Below are 13,206 nucleotides of genomic sequence, written 5' to 3' on the forward strand. Positions count from 1 at the left end.
ATTGTAACCGAATCAGGGAGAAGATGTTTTACTAAAGTGGTGGTTTTACGTGACGTACGGCCCGGCGGGCATCGGAGGCATGACGTTATTCCTTAACGCCTTTTGCGGAACATAAATAATTAATATCTATTGCTTCACCTGAATGTATTTTTAATATTTATTACATTATTGATTTGGGGGCGAAATAACGTTGACTGAAACCTTTTTTTGATTTTTTTTACTGTACTCAGAGTGAAAGTTTTTTATTATGTTGAGCAGGTGCTTTTTCGGACCTTGAGCATACAGAGTCGGACTGTTTTCTGTATTGATTAGAACGCTATGCCCGTCACGAAGATGGGTGTCATTGCATGGATCGCAAATATGCCTTATTTAACCAAGCCGCATGACGAGTTTGTCACGCTGGATAAACATCTGGCGCCGCGTGGCGTGAGCTTTAACCTGATGCCGGGGCAGCGCTTGCTGTCGGATGAGCAATCGCTGAGCGACACGACGATCGTGTTGCAAAAAGGCGCGGTGTCGCTGCATCGGCAAAACCACGCGATTCTCTTTGGCGTGGTCCAGGGGCCGTCAATCTTTGGTCTCGCGGCGGCGGCTAGCCCGATTCATCATTATTATTCGCTCACGGCCGAAGTCGAATGCCGGGGCTATTCCCTGCCGGCAAAAGAGACGCTGCAGTGTCTCGACCGCTATCAGCTGTGGCGAGAAGCCTTTTATTGGATGGCCTGGCAAACCCGGCTGCTGGAGCTGCGCGATAAGCAGCTGATTGGCGCTAATCATTATCATCAGATCCGCGAGACGTTATTGATGATGCTCGGCTGGGACGATAATTTACGCTCACGTATTGGTGTGCTGAATTATATTCAGCAGCGTACTCGAATTTCGCGATCGGTTATTGCCGAGGTGCTGGCGGCGCTGCGCAAGGGCGACTATATCCAGATGGAAAAAGGCAAACTCGTGGGCATCACGCGTTTGCCTTTGGAATATTAAGAGGCGGGAATGACGTCGGCTTTATTGCCGCTCAGTTCGGTCACCAGTTCGTTAATTCCGTCGCTCATATTGACGAAGCGGGTGAGTGGCGAACGGGTGACGACCACAAACGCGCCGACGTTAGACTGCGGAATCATCGCCATATAGGTGATAAAGCCGCCGCCGCCGCCGGTTTTCTGAATAATACCCGGGCGACCGTTTTTCGGCGCCATATAGACCCAGCCCAGGCCCAGCGCGTCGGCGTGGCCCGGCACGTCCATGCCGATCACGCGGGTCAGCTGGTTGCGCTTGTAGACCAACGTCTGCATGCGGTCAGCCTGGCTGCTGCGGCGGTAGAAGTCGGATGACAGATACTGCTGCATCCAGCGCATCATGTCGCCCGGCGTTGAATAAACGCCGCCGCTGCCCATTGCCGCCAGCGTGTTATTACACGGGCTGGCGCCTTTCTCTGCCACCATCAGACGGCCACACTGGTCCGGCGACGGCGTAAAGGTGGTGTCTTTCATGCCCAGCGGGCGGGTGATTTGCTCTTCGAACAGCTGCGGATACGGCTTGTGCGCGGCGTTGCCCAGCGCGTCGGCCAGCAGGTCAAAGGCGAGATTAGAGTAGCTGGCCTGCGATCCCGGCGCGGCGTGCAGTTTTGCCGTCGACAGGTAGCTCCAGCGCTGAGACTGCGTCGGCCAGACGAAAACCGGGCGATGCGCCGCACCGCCGGGCTGTTCGCGCGGCAGGGAGCTGGTATGGGTCGCCAGATTCACCAGCGTAATCGGTGTGCCGTTATAGGTTGGAACGCTGGCACCCGATGGAGCATATTTGCTCAGCGGATCGTCAAGCTTCACGACGCCCTGGTCGAGCAGCTTAACCAGCATTTCGCTGGTCATCAGCTTGCTCAGTGAGGCAATACGAATCACCGAGTCGAGCTGCGGATGCACGTTGTTGCCCGGCCGGGTTTCGCCAAAGCTGCGAAACACTCGCTGGTTGCCGTCGATCACCACCAGCGCCATGCCCGTCGCGCCGCTACCGTAATAAATATGGTTGGCGTAGCGGTCAACAATATCGGACGCAAACGCGGGAGCGGTGAGGGGCTGGGGTTGCGCAGCCTGCACCGAGGTCAATGACGCCACGCACAGCGCGGCAGAAAAAAACAGACTACGTTTCAACGGAAGCATCCATGAATTGAAATGGGAAAGTAACGCGTATTTATACTAAAAATACCGCGAATCGGCATCAGGCACAGCGCCATAAATCGGTATGATAGCGGGAAAAACGTAACCGAGCGTAAATACGCTGATTATTCATCGCAGTGAATACGCACTTTTGTGATCCGGCGCGTATGATAGTGACAGCGACCGCCGGCGAACTCTGGCGACATTTTCCGGTCTGATAGCACGTTACATTGCTTAATACCTCTTTACGGTAAAAACGATCCGTAGCGGTATTCTGTTGTCACAGCATAAAGCAAAACCATAAGAAGTAAGCAGGAGAGCACTATGTTTAAGTCTTTTTTCCCCAAGCCGGGACCCTTTTTTCTCTCGGCGTTTATTTGGGCAATGATTGCGGTCATTTTCTGGCAGGCGGGCGGCGGCAGCTGGCTGCTGCGTCTCACCGGCGCAAGTGCCGATGTGCCGATTAGCGCTGCGCGCTTTTGGTCGCTGAACTACCTTGTGTTCTACGCCTACTATCTGATTTGCGTTGCGCTGTTTGCCGGCTATTGGTTTATCCGCAGCCCGCACCGCTGGCAGTACTGGTCGATTCTGGGCACTGCGCTGATTATCTTCGTAACCTGGTTTATGGTCGAAGTGGGGGTTGCCATCAACGCCTGGTATGCGCCGTTCTACGATTTGATCCAGACCGCGCTGGCTTCGCCGAACAAGGTATCGATTAATCAGTTCTATCAGGAGATCGGTATCTTCCTCGGGATTGCGCTGATTGCCGTCGTGATTGGCGTGCTGAACAACTTCTTCGTGAGCCACTATGTTTTCCGCTGGCGTACCGCGATGAACGAACACTACATGGCCCACTGGCAGCACCTGCGCCATATTGAAGGGGCGGCCCAGCGTGTGCAGGAAGACACCATGCGCTTCGCCTCGACGCTGGAGGATATGGGCACCAGCTTTATCAATGCCATCATGACTCTGATTGCCTTCTTGCCGGTGCTGGTGTCGCTTTCCGCGCACGTACCGGACCTGCCGATTGTCGGCCACGTCCCGTATGGGTTGGTGATTGCCGCGATCGTCTGGTCGCTGATGGGGACCGGGATGCTGGCGGTGGTGGGGATTAAGCTGCCAGGGCTGAACTTTAAAAATCAGCGCGTCGAAGCGGCTTATCGTAAAGAGCTGGTCTACGGTGAAGATGACGCCACTCGCGCGACGCCACCGACCGTACGCGAGCTGTTCAGCGCGGTGCGCCGCAACTATTTCCGCCTCTATTTCCACTATATGTACTTCAACATCGCCCGCATTTTGTACCTGCAGGTCGATAACGTTTTCGGCCTGTTCCTGCTGTTTCCGTCGATTGTTGCCGGTACGATTACGCTCGGACTGATGACGCAGATAACCAACGTCTTTGGTCAGGTACGCGGATCGTTCCAGTACCTGATCAGCTCCTGGACCACGCTGGTGGAACTGATGTCCATCTACAAACGTCTGCGCAGCTTCGAGCGAGAGCTGGATAATAAAGATCTGCCGGATGAAGTCGTTCAGCCGCAGAGCTAAGCGATAACCCTTTATTTTTGATAAGGATAGCCCATGGCGATAGCCACAACGCGGTACCGTTCGTTTTCTCTTACCCTGCTGGCTGCCGCGCTATTAAGCGCCTGTACCAGCCAGCAGGCGCCCACGCTGAAAGAGGGCGAAAAACCGGTTGATGTGGCAAGCGTCGTGCGGCAAAAAATGCCGGCCAGCGTAAAGGACAGGGATGCCTGGGCGCAGGCGCTGGCGAAAACCTTCGACAGCCAGAAGCTGGTACCTACGGAAGAAAACATCTGTGCGGTGCTGGCGGTGGCGCAGCAGGAGTCGAACTACCAGTCCGACCCGGCGGTGCCGAACCTTAGCAAAATAGCCTGGCAGGAGATCGACCGGCGGGCAGAGAAGATGCATATTCCGGTCTTTCTGGTACACACCGCGCTGAAAATTAACTCGCCGAATGGCAAAAGCTACAGCGAGCGATTGGACAACGTGAAAACCGAAAAGCAGCTGAGCGCGATATTTGATGATTTCATCGGCATGGTGCCAATGGGACAGAAGCTGTTTGGCTCGCTGAACCCGGTACACACCGGCGGCCCGATGCAGGTCAGCATTGCGTTTGCCGAGCAGCATCAGGACAACTACCCGTGGAAAATGAGCGGCACCGTACGCCAGGAAGTGTTCTCCCTGCGCGGCGGTCTGTGGTTTGGTACATACCATCTGCTGAATTATCCGGCTAACTATACGGCGCCGATTTACCGCTTTGCCGACTTTAACGCCGGCTGGTACGCCAGCCGCAACGCCGCGTTCCAGTACGCGGTCAGTAAGGCGACCGGCGTGAAGCTGGCGCTGGACGGCGACGTGATCCTCTATGGTAGCGATGAGGCGGGCAGCACGGAGATGGCGGTCAGAAAGCTGGCGGATAAGCTGTCACTGAGCAACAGCGAGATCCACCGCCAGCTGCAAAAAGGCGACAGCCAGGCGTTTGAAACGACCGCGCTGTATAAAGGCGTCTACAAGATTGCCGAGCAGAAGGCCGGTAAACCGCTGGCCAGAGAGATGCTGCCGGGGATTCAGCTGGAAAGCCCGAAAATCACCCGCCAGCTAACCACGGCGTGGTTTGCTAAACGGGTGGACGAACGTCGCGCCAGATGTATGGCGATCCGCTAATCGTGGTGGCGCAGACGGCGCACCAGTGACACCACGCCAAGGATGGCGCAGCCTGCGAGGAACGGCACCAGGCCGAACAGCGTGCCGACGCCGAGCCCAATTTCCACGCGCGGACGGCCGTTGTCCTGTATCTGCATCAGGTGCTCATAAATACCGGGCGCGTGCAGCACCAGCGACAGCAGCTGAGCCCCCACCGAAAAACAGAGCAGTACGAACAGTACGTACGCCAGATTGCCGGAGGCGGAGGATGCCTTTTTCTTCCCACTGAACATGAGTTTTGACAAAGTGAAATCTGTCATTGGGACCCCCAGAATGACATAAATACGGACGATTGCGGGTTGCTGAGTTCAGTGTGGCAGCAGACGGCGGTTGTCAATATCGGATTTATGGTAAATTTTGAGCAGGAATATTCCTGGTTTTGCCCGCCGATTCGCCGATTTCCCCCTTTTGCTTAACGTTAAATCCATTTAACATCTGCAAACTGCCGTTCACACCACAGACGCTGTCACGGGTTTATGGCATCCTGTTTTTTTTCTGCTGGAGCCGTTATGAACCTGCCTGTAAAAATCCGCCGCGACTGGCACTACTATGCGTTTGCCATTGGTCTTATTTTTATTCTTAACGGGGTTGTGGGCCTGCTTGGGTTTGAAGCGAAGGGTTGGCAAACCTATGCCGTGGGGATGGTGACGTGGGTGATTAGCTTCTGGCTGGCGGGGTTTATTATTCGTCGTCGGGAAGAATAGCCGCATTGCTGGGTAGGCCTGATAAGCGTAGCGCCATCAGGCTGATGGCGCAGGTTGCCGGATGGCGGCTTTGGCTTATCCGGCCTACAGCGGTGGCGTTAGCCGTTCATCGATGTTTTCAGCGCCTTATCGGCCTGATGGCGTTCCAGCGCCAGCTCAATCAGACGGCTAATCAGCGAGGTGTAGTCGAGACCGCTGGCCTGCCACAGTTTCGGATACATGCTGATGTTGGTAAAGCCCGGTAGGGTGTTGATTTCGTTAATCACGACGTCATTGTCGGCGGTGAGGAACACGTCGACGCGCGCCATGCCGCAGCAGCCCAGGGTCTGATAAGCGTCAATTGCCACGCGGCGGATTTTATCGTTCACTTCAGCGGAGATAGCCGCCGGTACCACGACTTTCGCACCGTTATCGTCGATGTACTTAGTGTCATAAGCGTAGAACTCGCTGTTCAGCACAATTTCGCCGCAGGTGCTGGCCTGTGGATCGTCGTTACCCAGCACGGCGCATTCAATTTCACGCCCTTTAATGCCTTGTTCCACCACCACTTTATGGTCGAATTCAAATGCCAGCGCTACGGCTTTGGCGTACTGTTCGGCATCGTTGACCTTGCTGACGCCGACGGATGAGCCCTGGTTCGCCGGCTTCACAAACAGCGGCAGACCGAGCTTCGCCTGCATATCGGCAAAGGTGAAGCTGTCGCGGTTACGGCGCGTCAGGGTAACAAACGGCGCAATCGACAGCCCGGCGTCGCGCAGCAGGCGCTTAGTGACGTCTTTGTCCATGCAGGCGGCAGAGCCCAAAACATCAGAGCCAACAAACGGCAGGTTCGCCATGCGCAGCATGCCCTGCAGCGAGCCATCCTCACCCAGCGTGCCGTGCACAATCGGAAAAATCACGTCGATTTCATCGAGCGGCTGGCCGCTGGCGGCGTCGATCATCTGCTGATGCTCGCGGCCAGGAATATGGGCCAACGTCGTCGTGGAAGGGCGCAGCGCAATACGGGCCGGGTCCTGCGCGTTCAGCAGATAGTTCTGTGCGTCGCTGATGTGCCACTGACCCTGTTTGTCGATGCCGAGCAGCACGACGTCAAAACGCGTTTTATCAATCGCTTCTACGATATTCTTCGCGGACTGTAGGGAGACTTCGTGCTCCGCCGATTTGCCGCCAAAAACAATCCCAACCCGCAACTTTGCCATTCTCTAATTCCATCCGTTCCAAACGCAAAGCACATAACATACCACGCGCGCTGCGGGGTATCTGCCTTTTCCATCTTGTTCGGCGTAAATCTTGCGCAGACGCTAAGGATAAGTCACTAGTGAACGGCGGTTTTCTCGTGACATAAATCACACAAATGGGCTAATCGACTGATAAAATTCTGAAATAATCGATTGAGCATCTCTGACAATACGGTGAGACGGGCAACTTGCTAACCTGACAGTCTGTCCTCGTTAACAGAAGTACGCGCGTTTTTATGGAATCCTGGAAGGTTAACCTTATCTCCGTCTGGTTCGGCTGTTTTTTCACCGGGCTGGCGATTAGCCAAATTTTGCCTTTTTTACCGCTCTACGTGGCGCAGCTGGGGGTCACCTCGCACGAATCGCTGTCCATGTGGTCGGGCTTGACCTTCAGCGTCACCTTTCTGGTGTCGGCCATCGTATCGCCGATGTGGGGCAGCCTTGCCGATCGTAAAGGGCGCAAGCTGATGCTGCTGCGCGCCTCGTTGGGGATGGCAGTAGCCATTCTACTGCAGGCGTTTGCCACTAACGTCTGGCAGCTGTTTTTCCTGCGCGCCGTGATGGGTTTAACCTCCGGTTATATCCCAAACGCCATGGCGCTGGTGGCTTCGCAGGTGCCGCGCGAGCGCAGCGGCTGGGCGCTCAGTACGCTGTCGACGGCGCAGATCACCGGCGTTATCGGCGGGCCGCTGCTCGGCGGCTTTCTTGCCGACCACGTCGGCCTGAGGATGGTGTTCTTTATCACCGCGTTTTTGCTGCTGGTGAGCTTTATGGTCACGCTGTTCCTGATTAAAGAGGGGGCCCGGCCGGTACTGGAAAAAGGCGAGAAGCTCAGCGGCAAGGCGGTGTTTGCCTCGTTGCCCTATCCGGGGCTGGTGATCAGTCTGTTCGTCACCACCATGGTCATTCAGCTGTGTAATGGATCGATTAGTCCGATTCTGGCGCTGTTTATTAAATCAATGTCGCCGGACAGCACCAATATCGCTTTTTTAAGCGGCATGATCGCTGCCGTTCCCGGCGTATCGGCGCTGATGTCTGCGCCGCGCTTGGGCAAGCTCGGCGACCGTATCGGTACCGCGCGTATTTTACTCGGTACGCTAGCCTTCGCCGTGGTGCTGTTCTTCGCCATGTCGTTTGTGACCACGCCGCTGCAGCTGGGCATTCTGCGCTTTATTCTGGGCTTTGCCGATGGCGCGATGCTGCCCGCGGTGCAGACGCTGCTGCTTAAATATATCAGCGAGCGTGTGACCGGCCGTATATTTGGCTATAACCAGTCGTTTATGTACCTGGGTAATGTGGCCGGGCCGCTAATTGGCGCGTCAATTTCTGCTATGGCGGGATTCCGTTGGGTATTTATGGCCACCGCGGTGATTGTGTTGATTAACCTTTGGCAACTGGCGGTAATGCTGCGACGGGCGCAGCCGACGCGACAGTAATATTGTGCGGACGAGGGAATTATTCTCCTGGCGTTATTCCCTCGTTTTATTCTTTTCTTATTCAACTTTGAGCTATAGCATTGCATTATTATGCGAGCAAAACGTTTCGCTGACTGCGTAAGAAACTAATGCCATGATATTCATGGGGATTATATTTTTGCGGGTTCCACTTGCAGAATTGTCTGGATGTTGTAATTCTATTCGTGCTTGCTAGAGGGGAATAGAACCGTCTGTTTTTCTGGTCTATTTATTTTTTCAGGGCTGGCGTCCTGCTTATTGCCGTCATACAAGGAAAATGCGCGATGAAAAATTTCATTGCTGAATTGCTGGTGAAACTGGCCGAAAAGGAAGATCAGGCAAACGCGCTACGTATTCAGGTTGATGCGCTGGAAGTGGTGGTAACCACGCTATTGCAGCATATGAAGAATACGCCCGACGGCGCGTTAGATAACGACATTGCCGTGGTGCTGAATAAGCTCGCACCGTCAGAAACGTCCACCGATCATCATCACGAATTATTATATAACCATGTACAACGGTTATTTCGCACCCCCGAAAAAGGGTAGGTGCCTGCTTATTAAGTGTGGTCATTAAACTGTCATACTCTTTTCTTACAGTCTCCGTGTTTCCTTTTTTAAGTATTTGTACATGGAGAATCTCAAGTGAAATACCGTGCTATTGCTGTCGCATTATTACCGCTGCTGGGCTTTTCTGCGGCGCAGGCGGAAACCGCCACTGCCGTTCTCGATAACCGCGCCGCGCAGGGGGATATTACCCAGCCTGGCGGCGCGCGTCGTTTATCTGCCGATCAGACCGAAGCGATTCGCGCTTCATTAAATAATAAGCAGGCCAAAAATGTCATTCTGCTGATTGGCGATGGGATGGGGGATTCTGAAATTACCGCCGCACGTAACTATGCCGAAGGCGCGGGCGGTTATTTTAAAGGTATTGACGCGCTGCCGCTCACCGGTCAGTACACGCATTATTCCCTGAACAAAAAAACCGGTAAGCCGGACTACGTGACGGACTCTGCGGCGTCGGCCACGGCCTGGAGCACCGGCGTGAAGACCTATAACGGCGCGCTGGGCGTTGATATTCATGAGCAGGATCACCAGACTATTCTTGAACTGGCGAAGGCCGCTGGTCTGGCAACCGGCAACGTCTCTACCGCCGAATTGCAGGATGCGACTCCGGCGGCGCTGATTTCTCATGTGACCTCGCGTAAGTGCTATGGTCCCAGCGTCACCAGCGAAAAATGCCCGACCAATGCGCTGGAAAAAGGCGGCAAAGGCTCTATCACTGAACAGCTGCTTAACGCCCGTGCCGACGTGACGCTGGGCGGCGGCGCAAAAACTTTCGCTGAATCCGCCACTGCCGGTGAGTGGCAGGGTAAAACCCTGCGCGAGCAGGCTGAGGCGCGCGGCTATCAGTTGGTCGATAACGCCACATCGCTGGCAGCAATTACCCAGGCTAACCAGGACAAACCGCTGCTGGGGCTGTTTTCCGACGGTAATATGCCGGTACGCTGGGAAGGGCCGAAGGCCACCTTCCACGGCAACCTCGATAAACCTGCGGTCACCTGCGCACCAAATCCGAAACGCGACGCCAGCGTGCCGACGCTGGCGCAGATGACCGATAAGGCCATCTCGCTGCTGAGCAGCAGTGAAAAAGGGTTCTTCCTGCAGGTAGAAGGCGCGTCGATTGATAAACAGGATCATGCAGCGAATCCGTGCGGCCAGATTGGTGAAACGGTCGATCTGGATGAAGCGGTACAGAAGGCGCTGGCGTTTGCTAAAAAAGACGGCAACACGCTGGTGATTGTGACCGCCGACCACGCGCATGCCAGCCAGATTATTCCGCCGGAAACCAAAGCGCCAGGCCTGACGCAGGCGCTGAATACCAAAGACGGCTCGGTCATGGTGATGAGCTACGGCAACTCGGAAGAGGAGTCGATGGAACATACCGGCACCCAGCTGCGCATTGCGGCCTATGGTCCGCACGCAGCTAACGTGGTGGGTCTGACCGACCAGACCGACCTCTACTACACCATGAAAGCGGCCCTGGGGCTGTAATCCTCCTCCAGGCCAGCGGCAAAAATTCGGCCGCTGGCCTGGTAAAATTCCTGCCAGCGACCAGACTTACAGAGTTCTACTCACAAAAGGATGGTGCAATGAAAACAACAATACTGGTTACCCTACTGTGTGGACTGTTTGCGGCCAGCGCGGCCTCTGCGGCAACGACCGCCGCCGCGCCGGAGAAAACCCTGACGCCGCAGCAGCAGCGCATGAGCAGCTGTAATCAACAGGCGACGGCCAAAACCCTGAAGGGCGATGAGCGTAAAACCTACATGAGCAGTTGTTTAAAAGGTGAAGGGGTGTCACCCAGCGGTAAAGCGATGACGCCGCAGCAGCAGAAAATGAAGGATTGTAACGCGCAGGCGGGTCAGAAGGCCCTCAAAGGCGACGAGCGTAAAACCTTTATGAGCACCTGTCTGAAAAATAAATAAATTCACTTTTATGGCAAGCGAGCCTGGCCCGGCGGCGATTGCCGGGCCAGTACACTCAGGACTTGCTCATCTTGTCCGATTTTTCCATGCATTTTGCCATCGCTTCGATGACCGCTGAGCGGAAGCCTTTCTCTTCCAGCACGCGCACGGCTTCGATAGTGGTGCCGCCAGGTGAGCAGACCATGTCTTTTAGCTCACCCGGATGCTTGCCGGTTTCCAGCACCATCTTCGCAGAGCCCATCACCGCCTGTGCGGCAAATTTATACGCCTGCGCACGCGGCATACCGCCGAGCACTGCGGCATCAGCCATCGCTTCGATAAACATAAACACGTAGGCCGGAGCAGAGCCGCTGACGCCAACGACCGGGTGGATCATGGGTTCGGCAATCTCTTCCGCTTCACCGAAGCAGCGGAAAATATTCAGCACGTCGGCAATATCTTCCGGCGTCACCAGTGCGTTCGGCGTTACCGAGGTCATACCGGCGTTAACCAGTGACGGGGTGTTTGGCATGGCGCGGACGATTTTTCGGTCGTGGCCCAGCGCACGCGCCAGCTGATCGAGGGTGACGCCGGCGGCAATGGAAACCACCAAAGAATCTTTGTTCAGGCTGGAGGCGATGTCGCTCAGCACTTTTACCATGATTCCCGGCTTCACGGCGCCGAAGACGATATCGGCAATTTGTGCCACGTCCTGCGCGCTTTGCGCCGCGTTAATGCCGAATTCATCGCGCAGGGCGGCGACTTTATCCGGGGAGGGGGTATAGACCCAAATCTGCCCAGGAAGCACCTGCCCGCTGGCAATCAGGCCGCCGAGAATGGCCTTACCCATATTACCGCAGCCAATGAAGCCAATTTTCTTGTCCATCATCTCTCTCCCTCTGTCTGTTTTTTTGTAGTGTACTGTTATAGGCCATTCCCGGCGATGGGTAATCTACTTTTGTGACCCGGATTACACTTTATTACGTCCTCCGCCGTGCTTAACGTATAATCGGCTTTTAAGACGACGCGTAGACCGGAGTGTGTATGACGATTTGGGTGGATGCCGACGCGTGTCCGAACGTGATTAAAGAAGTGCTGTACCGCGCCGCAGACCGCACGCAGATTGAGCTGGTGCTGGTGGCGAATCAATATCTGCGCGTCCCGCCGTCGCGTTTTATCCGCGCCATGGTTGTGCCAAAAGGCTTCGATGTGGCCGACAATGAGATCGTGCGCCTCTGTCAGCCTGGCGACCTGGTGATAACCGCCGATATTCCGCTGGCGGCGGAAGTGCTGGAGAAGGGCGGCGCGGCGCTTAACCCGCGCGGTGAGCGCTACAGCGACGCCACCATTCGCGAGCGCCTGACGCTGCGCGATTTTATGGATACCATGCGTTCCAGCGGCATTCAGACCGGCGGGCCGAGCGCCCTTTCTCAGCGCGATCGCCAGCAGTTTGCCGCCGAGCTGGATAAGTGGCTGCTGGCGGTGAAACGAGGCTGACAGGATTTGTGTCATCACATTGTGCTACCGTTAGCCGCGTCGTTCGGCTTGTCAAAGCCAGATACTTTCATGTACTGTTAGCGCCACGCTTTGTGGAATATATTTTTTACGCTTTACGGTGAGCAATATTGGCACTTAAAGCGAATGGCTCGCTCAGAGTGAATGTTATTGTAACTTAAAGTTTACACTTACTTGTGTACTAGTTTGGTGGTATGATTCACGCTTCACACATACGTCCCGCAATTACGCGTCATCAAGGGGAATGCCAGGTCATGACACAGCCTATTTTTCTTATCGGAGCCCGAGGCTGCGGAAAAACGACGATAGGCCAAGCGCTGACTCGCGCCTGCCATTTCCAATTCGTTGATACCGACCAGGTGTTGCAACAGCGCTCAGGTCTGAGCGTGGCGGATATCGTCGCGGCAGAAGGCTGGCAGGGCTTTCGCGCGCGCGAAACGGAAACCTTAATGTCCGTGACGGCGCCGGGGACGGTGATTGCCACCGGCGGTGGGATTATCCTCGCGCCAGTGAATCGCGAGTTTATGCGTCAGAGCGGCGTGGTGATTTACCTCAATGCGCCGGTGCCCGTGCTGGCAGGCCGTCTGGAAGCCTTTCCTGAAGCCGATCAGCGCCCGACGCTCACCGGTAAACCGATCAGCGAAGAGGTGGCCGATGTTCTGGCCCAGCGCGATGCGCTGTATCGGGAAACCGCACACTACGTCGTCGACGCCTCGACCGCGCCGGAGCGCGTGGTGACACAAATCCTGGATGTTCTGCATCTGGCCACCGTGAGCTAACAAGACGCTCAGCTTTCCGATCACACCTTCCTCATGTTGTGCATTGCGCTGTCGATATAACCTTTTTTATTTCGTGGTTATATCGGGCGCAAATCACATTTTTCATCTATTCTCTATGTTATGAAAAAGTTAAAATCAAAACATATCAGGAGAGTACTGGAAATAACTG

At 55.2% G+C, this 13,206-nt stretch carries 14 protein-coding genes; 10 read left to right on the top strand and 4 right to left on the bottom strand.

Annotated elements, in window-relative coordinates; genetic code table 11:
- Positions 1–360: 360 nt before the first annotated feature.
- Positions 361–987: a helix-turn-helix domain-containing protein gene (locus H7R58_RS05340; RefSeq protein WP_106928106.1), complete on the top strand. Its 627-nt coding sequence runs from the start codon at positions 361–363 to the stop codon at positions 985–987.
- Here H7R58_RS05340 and ampH read toward each other — a convergent pair.
- Positions 984–2,147, bottom strand: a complete 1,164-nt coding sequence (ampH, locus tag H7R58_RS05345) for a D-alanyl-D-alanine-carboxypeptidase/endopeptidase AmpH (protein WP_182929408.1) — start codon at positions 2,145–2,147, stop codon at positions 984–986. The two genes, H7R58_RS05340 and ampH, sit on opposite strands and share 4 nt — an antisense overlap.
- 330 nt (positions 2,148–2,477) lie before the next feature.
- Between ampH and sbmA the strand changes: the two genes are divergently transcribed.
- Both sbmA and H7R58_RS05355 read left to right on the top strand, forming a co-directional pair.
- On the top strand, positions 2,478–3,701 hold the full coding sequence (gene sbmA, locus H7R58_RS05350) for a peptide antibiotic transporter SbmA (RefSeq protein ID WP_182929409.1): 1,224 nt from the start codon (positions 2,478–2,480) through the stop codon (positions 3,699–3,701).
- A 33-nt stretch (positions 3,702–3,734) separates the two neighbouring features.
- Positions 3,735–4,841 carry a DUF1615 domain-containing protein gene (locus tag H7R58_RS05355; protein ID WP_182929410.1) on the top strand — a complete coding sequence of 369 codons (1,107 nt, stop codon included), beginning with the start codon at positions 3,735–3,737 and terminating at the stop codon, positions 4,839–4,841.
- On the opposite strand, the gene H7R58_RS05360 is transcribed toward H7R58_RS05355, so the two are convergent.
- Complete coding sequence (locus H7R58_RS05360) at positions 4,838–5,140, bottom strand: DUF2755 family protein (RefSeq protein WP_106928098.1); 303 nt, start codon at positions 5,138–5,140, stop codon at positions 4,838–4,840. The two genes, H7R58_RS05355 and H7R58_RS05360, sit on opposite strands and share 4 nt — an antisense overlap.
- A 249-nt stretch (positions 5,141–5,389) precedes the next feature.
- Between H7R58_RS05360 and H7R58_RS05365 the strand changes: the two genes are divergently transcribed.
- A complete protein-coding gene (locus tag H7R58_RS05365) occupies positions 5,390–5,584 on the top strand; it encodes a DUF2754 family protein (RefSeq protein ID WP_106928096.1) in 195 nt (64 codons plus the stop codon).
- A gap of 98 nt (positions 5,585–5,682) precedes the next feature.
- On the opposite strand, the gene ddlA is transcribed toward H7R58_RS05365, so the two are convergent.
- The gene (gene ddlA / locus H7R58_RS05370; protein ID WP_106928094.1) at positions 5,683–6,783 is read right to left on the bottom strand and encodes a D-alanine--D-alanine ligase; all 1,101 of its coding nucleotides are present in this window, start codon (positions 6,781–6,783) and stop codon (positions 5,683–5,685) included.
- 275 nt (positions 6,784–7,058) lie between these two features.
- On the opposite strand from ddlA, the gene H7R58_RS05375 reads away from it, so the two are divergent.
- The 4 genes from H7R58_RS05375 (at position 7,059) to H7R58_RS05390 (ending at position 10,764) form a co-directional block, all read left to right on the top strand.
- Complete coding sequence (locus tag H7R58_RS05375) at positions 7,059–8,258, top strand: multidrug efflux MFS transporter (protein ID WP_106928092.1); 1,200 nt, start codon at positions 7,059–7,061, stop codon at positions 8,256–8,258.
- 302 nt (positions 8,259–8,560) lie between these two features.
- Positions 8,561–8,824, top strand: a complete 264-nt coding sequence (locus tag H7R58_RS05380) for a sigma-S stabilization anti-adapter protein IraP (RefSeq protein WP_182934666.1) — start codon at positions 8,561–8,563, stop codon at positions 8,822–8,824.
- Positions 8,825–8,920: 96 nt separating this feature from the next.
- Entirely contained in the window at positions 8,921–10,330 is a 1,410-nt protein-coding gene (phoA, locus tag H7R58_RS05385) for an alkaline phosphatase (RefSeq protein ID WP_182934667.1), read from the top strand.
- Between the two features lie 98 nt (positions 10,331–10,428).
- Positions 10,429–10,764, top strand: coding sequence for a PsiF family protein (locus H7R58_RS05390; protein ID WP_106928086.1), 336 nt, complete (start codon positions 10,429–10,431; stop codon positions 10,762–10,764).
- A 55-nt stretch (positions 10,765–10,819) separates the two neighbouring features.
- Here the strand turns inward: H7R58_RS05390 and proC are convergent, their stop codons facing one another.
- Complete coding sequence (gene proC / locus H7R58_RS05395; protein ID WP_106928199.1) at positions 10,820–11,629, bottom strand: pyrroline-5-carboxylate reductase; 810 nt, start codon at positions 11,627–11,629, stop codon at positions 10,820–10,822.
- Between the two features lie 158 nt (positions 11,630–11,787).
- On the opposite strand from proC, the gene H7R58_RS05400 reads away from it, so the two are divergent.
- Positions 11,788–12,240: a YaiI/YqxD family protein gene (locus tag H7R58_RS05400; RefSeq protein ID WP_064547826.1), complete on the top strand. Its 453-nt coding sequence runs from the start codon at positions 11,788–11,790 to the stop codon at positions 12,238–12,240.
- Between the two features lie 272 nt (positions 12,241–12,512).
- A complete protein-coding gene (aroL, locus tag H7R58_RS05405) occupies positions 12,513–13,037 on the top strand; it encodes a shikimate kinase AroL (protein WP_106928084.1) in 525 nt (174 codons plus the stop codon).
- The last annotated feature ends 169 nt before the right edge of the window (positions 13,038–13,206 follow it).

Source organism: Klebsiella sp. WP4-W18-ESBL-05 (assembly GCF_014169075.1).
GTDB lineage: Bacteria > Pseudomonadota > Gammaproteobacteria > Enterobacterales > Enterobacteriaceae > Kluyvera > Kluyvera ascorbata_B.

What these genes read in the sequence shown, in the direction of transcription:
- H7R58_RS05340 (WP_106928106.1), top strand. Translation starts at nt 361, where the DNA reads ATGCCTTATTTAACCAAGCCGCATGACGAGTTTGTCACGCTGGATAAA.
- sbmA (WP_182929409.1), top strand. Translation starts at nt 2,478, where the DNA reads ATGTTTAAGTCTTTTTTCCCCAAGCCGGGACCCTTTTTTCTCTCGGCG.
- H7R58_RS05355 (WP_182929410.1), top strand. Translation starts at nt 3,735, where the DNA reads ATGGCGATAGCCACAACGCGGTACCGTTCGTTTTCTCTTACCCTGCTG.
- H7R58_RS05360 (WP_106928098.1), bottom strand. Translation starts at nt 5,140, where the DNA reads ATGACAGATTTCACTTTGTCAAAACTCATGTTCAGTGGGAAGAAAAAG.
- H7R58_RS05365 (WP_106928096.1), top strand. Translation starts at nt 5,390, where the DNA reads ATGAACCTGCCTGTAAAAATCCGCCGCGACTGGCACTACTATGCGTTT.
- ddlA (WP_106928094.1), bottom strand. Translation starts at nt 6,783, where the DNA reads ATGGCAAAGTTGCGGGTTGGGATTGTTTTTGGCGGCAAATCGGCGGAG.
- H7R58_RS05375 (WP_106928092.1), top strand. Translation starts at nt 7,059, where the DNA reads ATGGAATCCTGGAAGGTTAACCTTATCTCCGTCTGGTTCGGCTGTTTT.
- H7R58_RS05380 (WP_182934666.1), top strand. Translation starts at nt 8,561, where the DNA reads ATGAAAAATTTCATTGCTGAATTGCTGGTGAAACTGGCCGAAAAGGAA.
- H7R58_RS05390 (WP_106928086.1), top strand. Translation starts at nt 10,429, where the DNA reads ATGAAAACAACAATACTGGTTACCCTACTGTGTGGACTGTTTGCGGCC.
- proC (WP_106928199.1), bottom strand. Translation starts at nt 11,629, where the DNA reads ATGGACAAGAAAATTGGCTTCATTGGCTGCGGTAATATGGGTAAGGCC.
- H7R58_RS05400 (WP_064547826.1), top strand. Translation starts at nt 11,788, where the DNA reads ATGACGATTTGGGTGGATGCCGACGCGTGTCCGAACGTGATTAAAGAA.
- aroL (WP_106928084.1), top strand. Translation starts at nt 12,513, where the DNA reads ATGACACAGCCTATTTTTCTTATCGGAGCCCGAGGCTGCGGAAAAACG.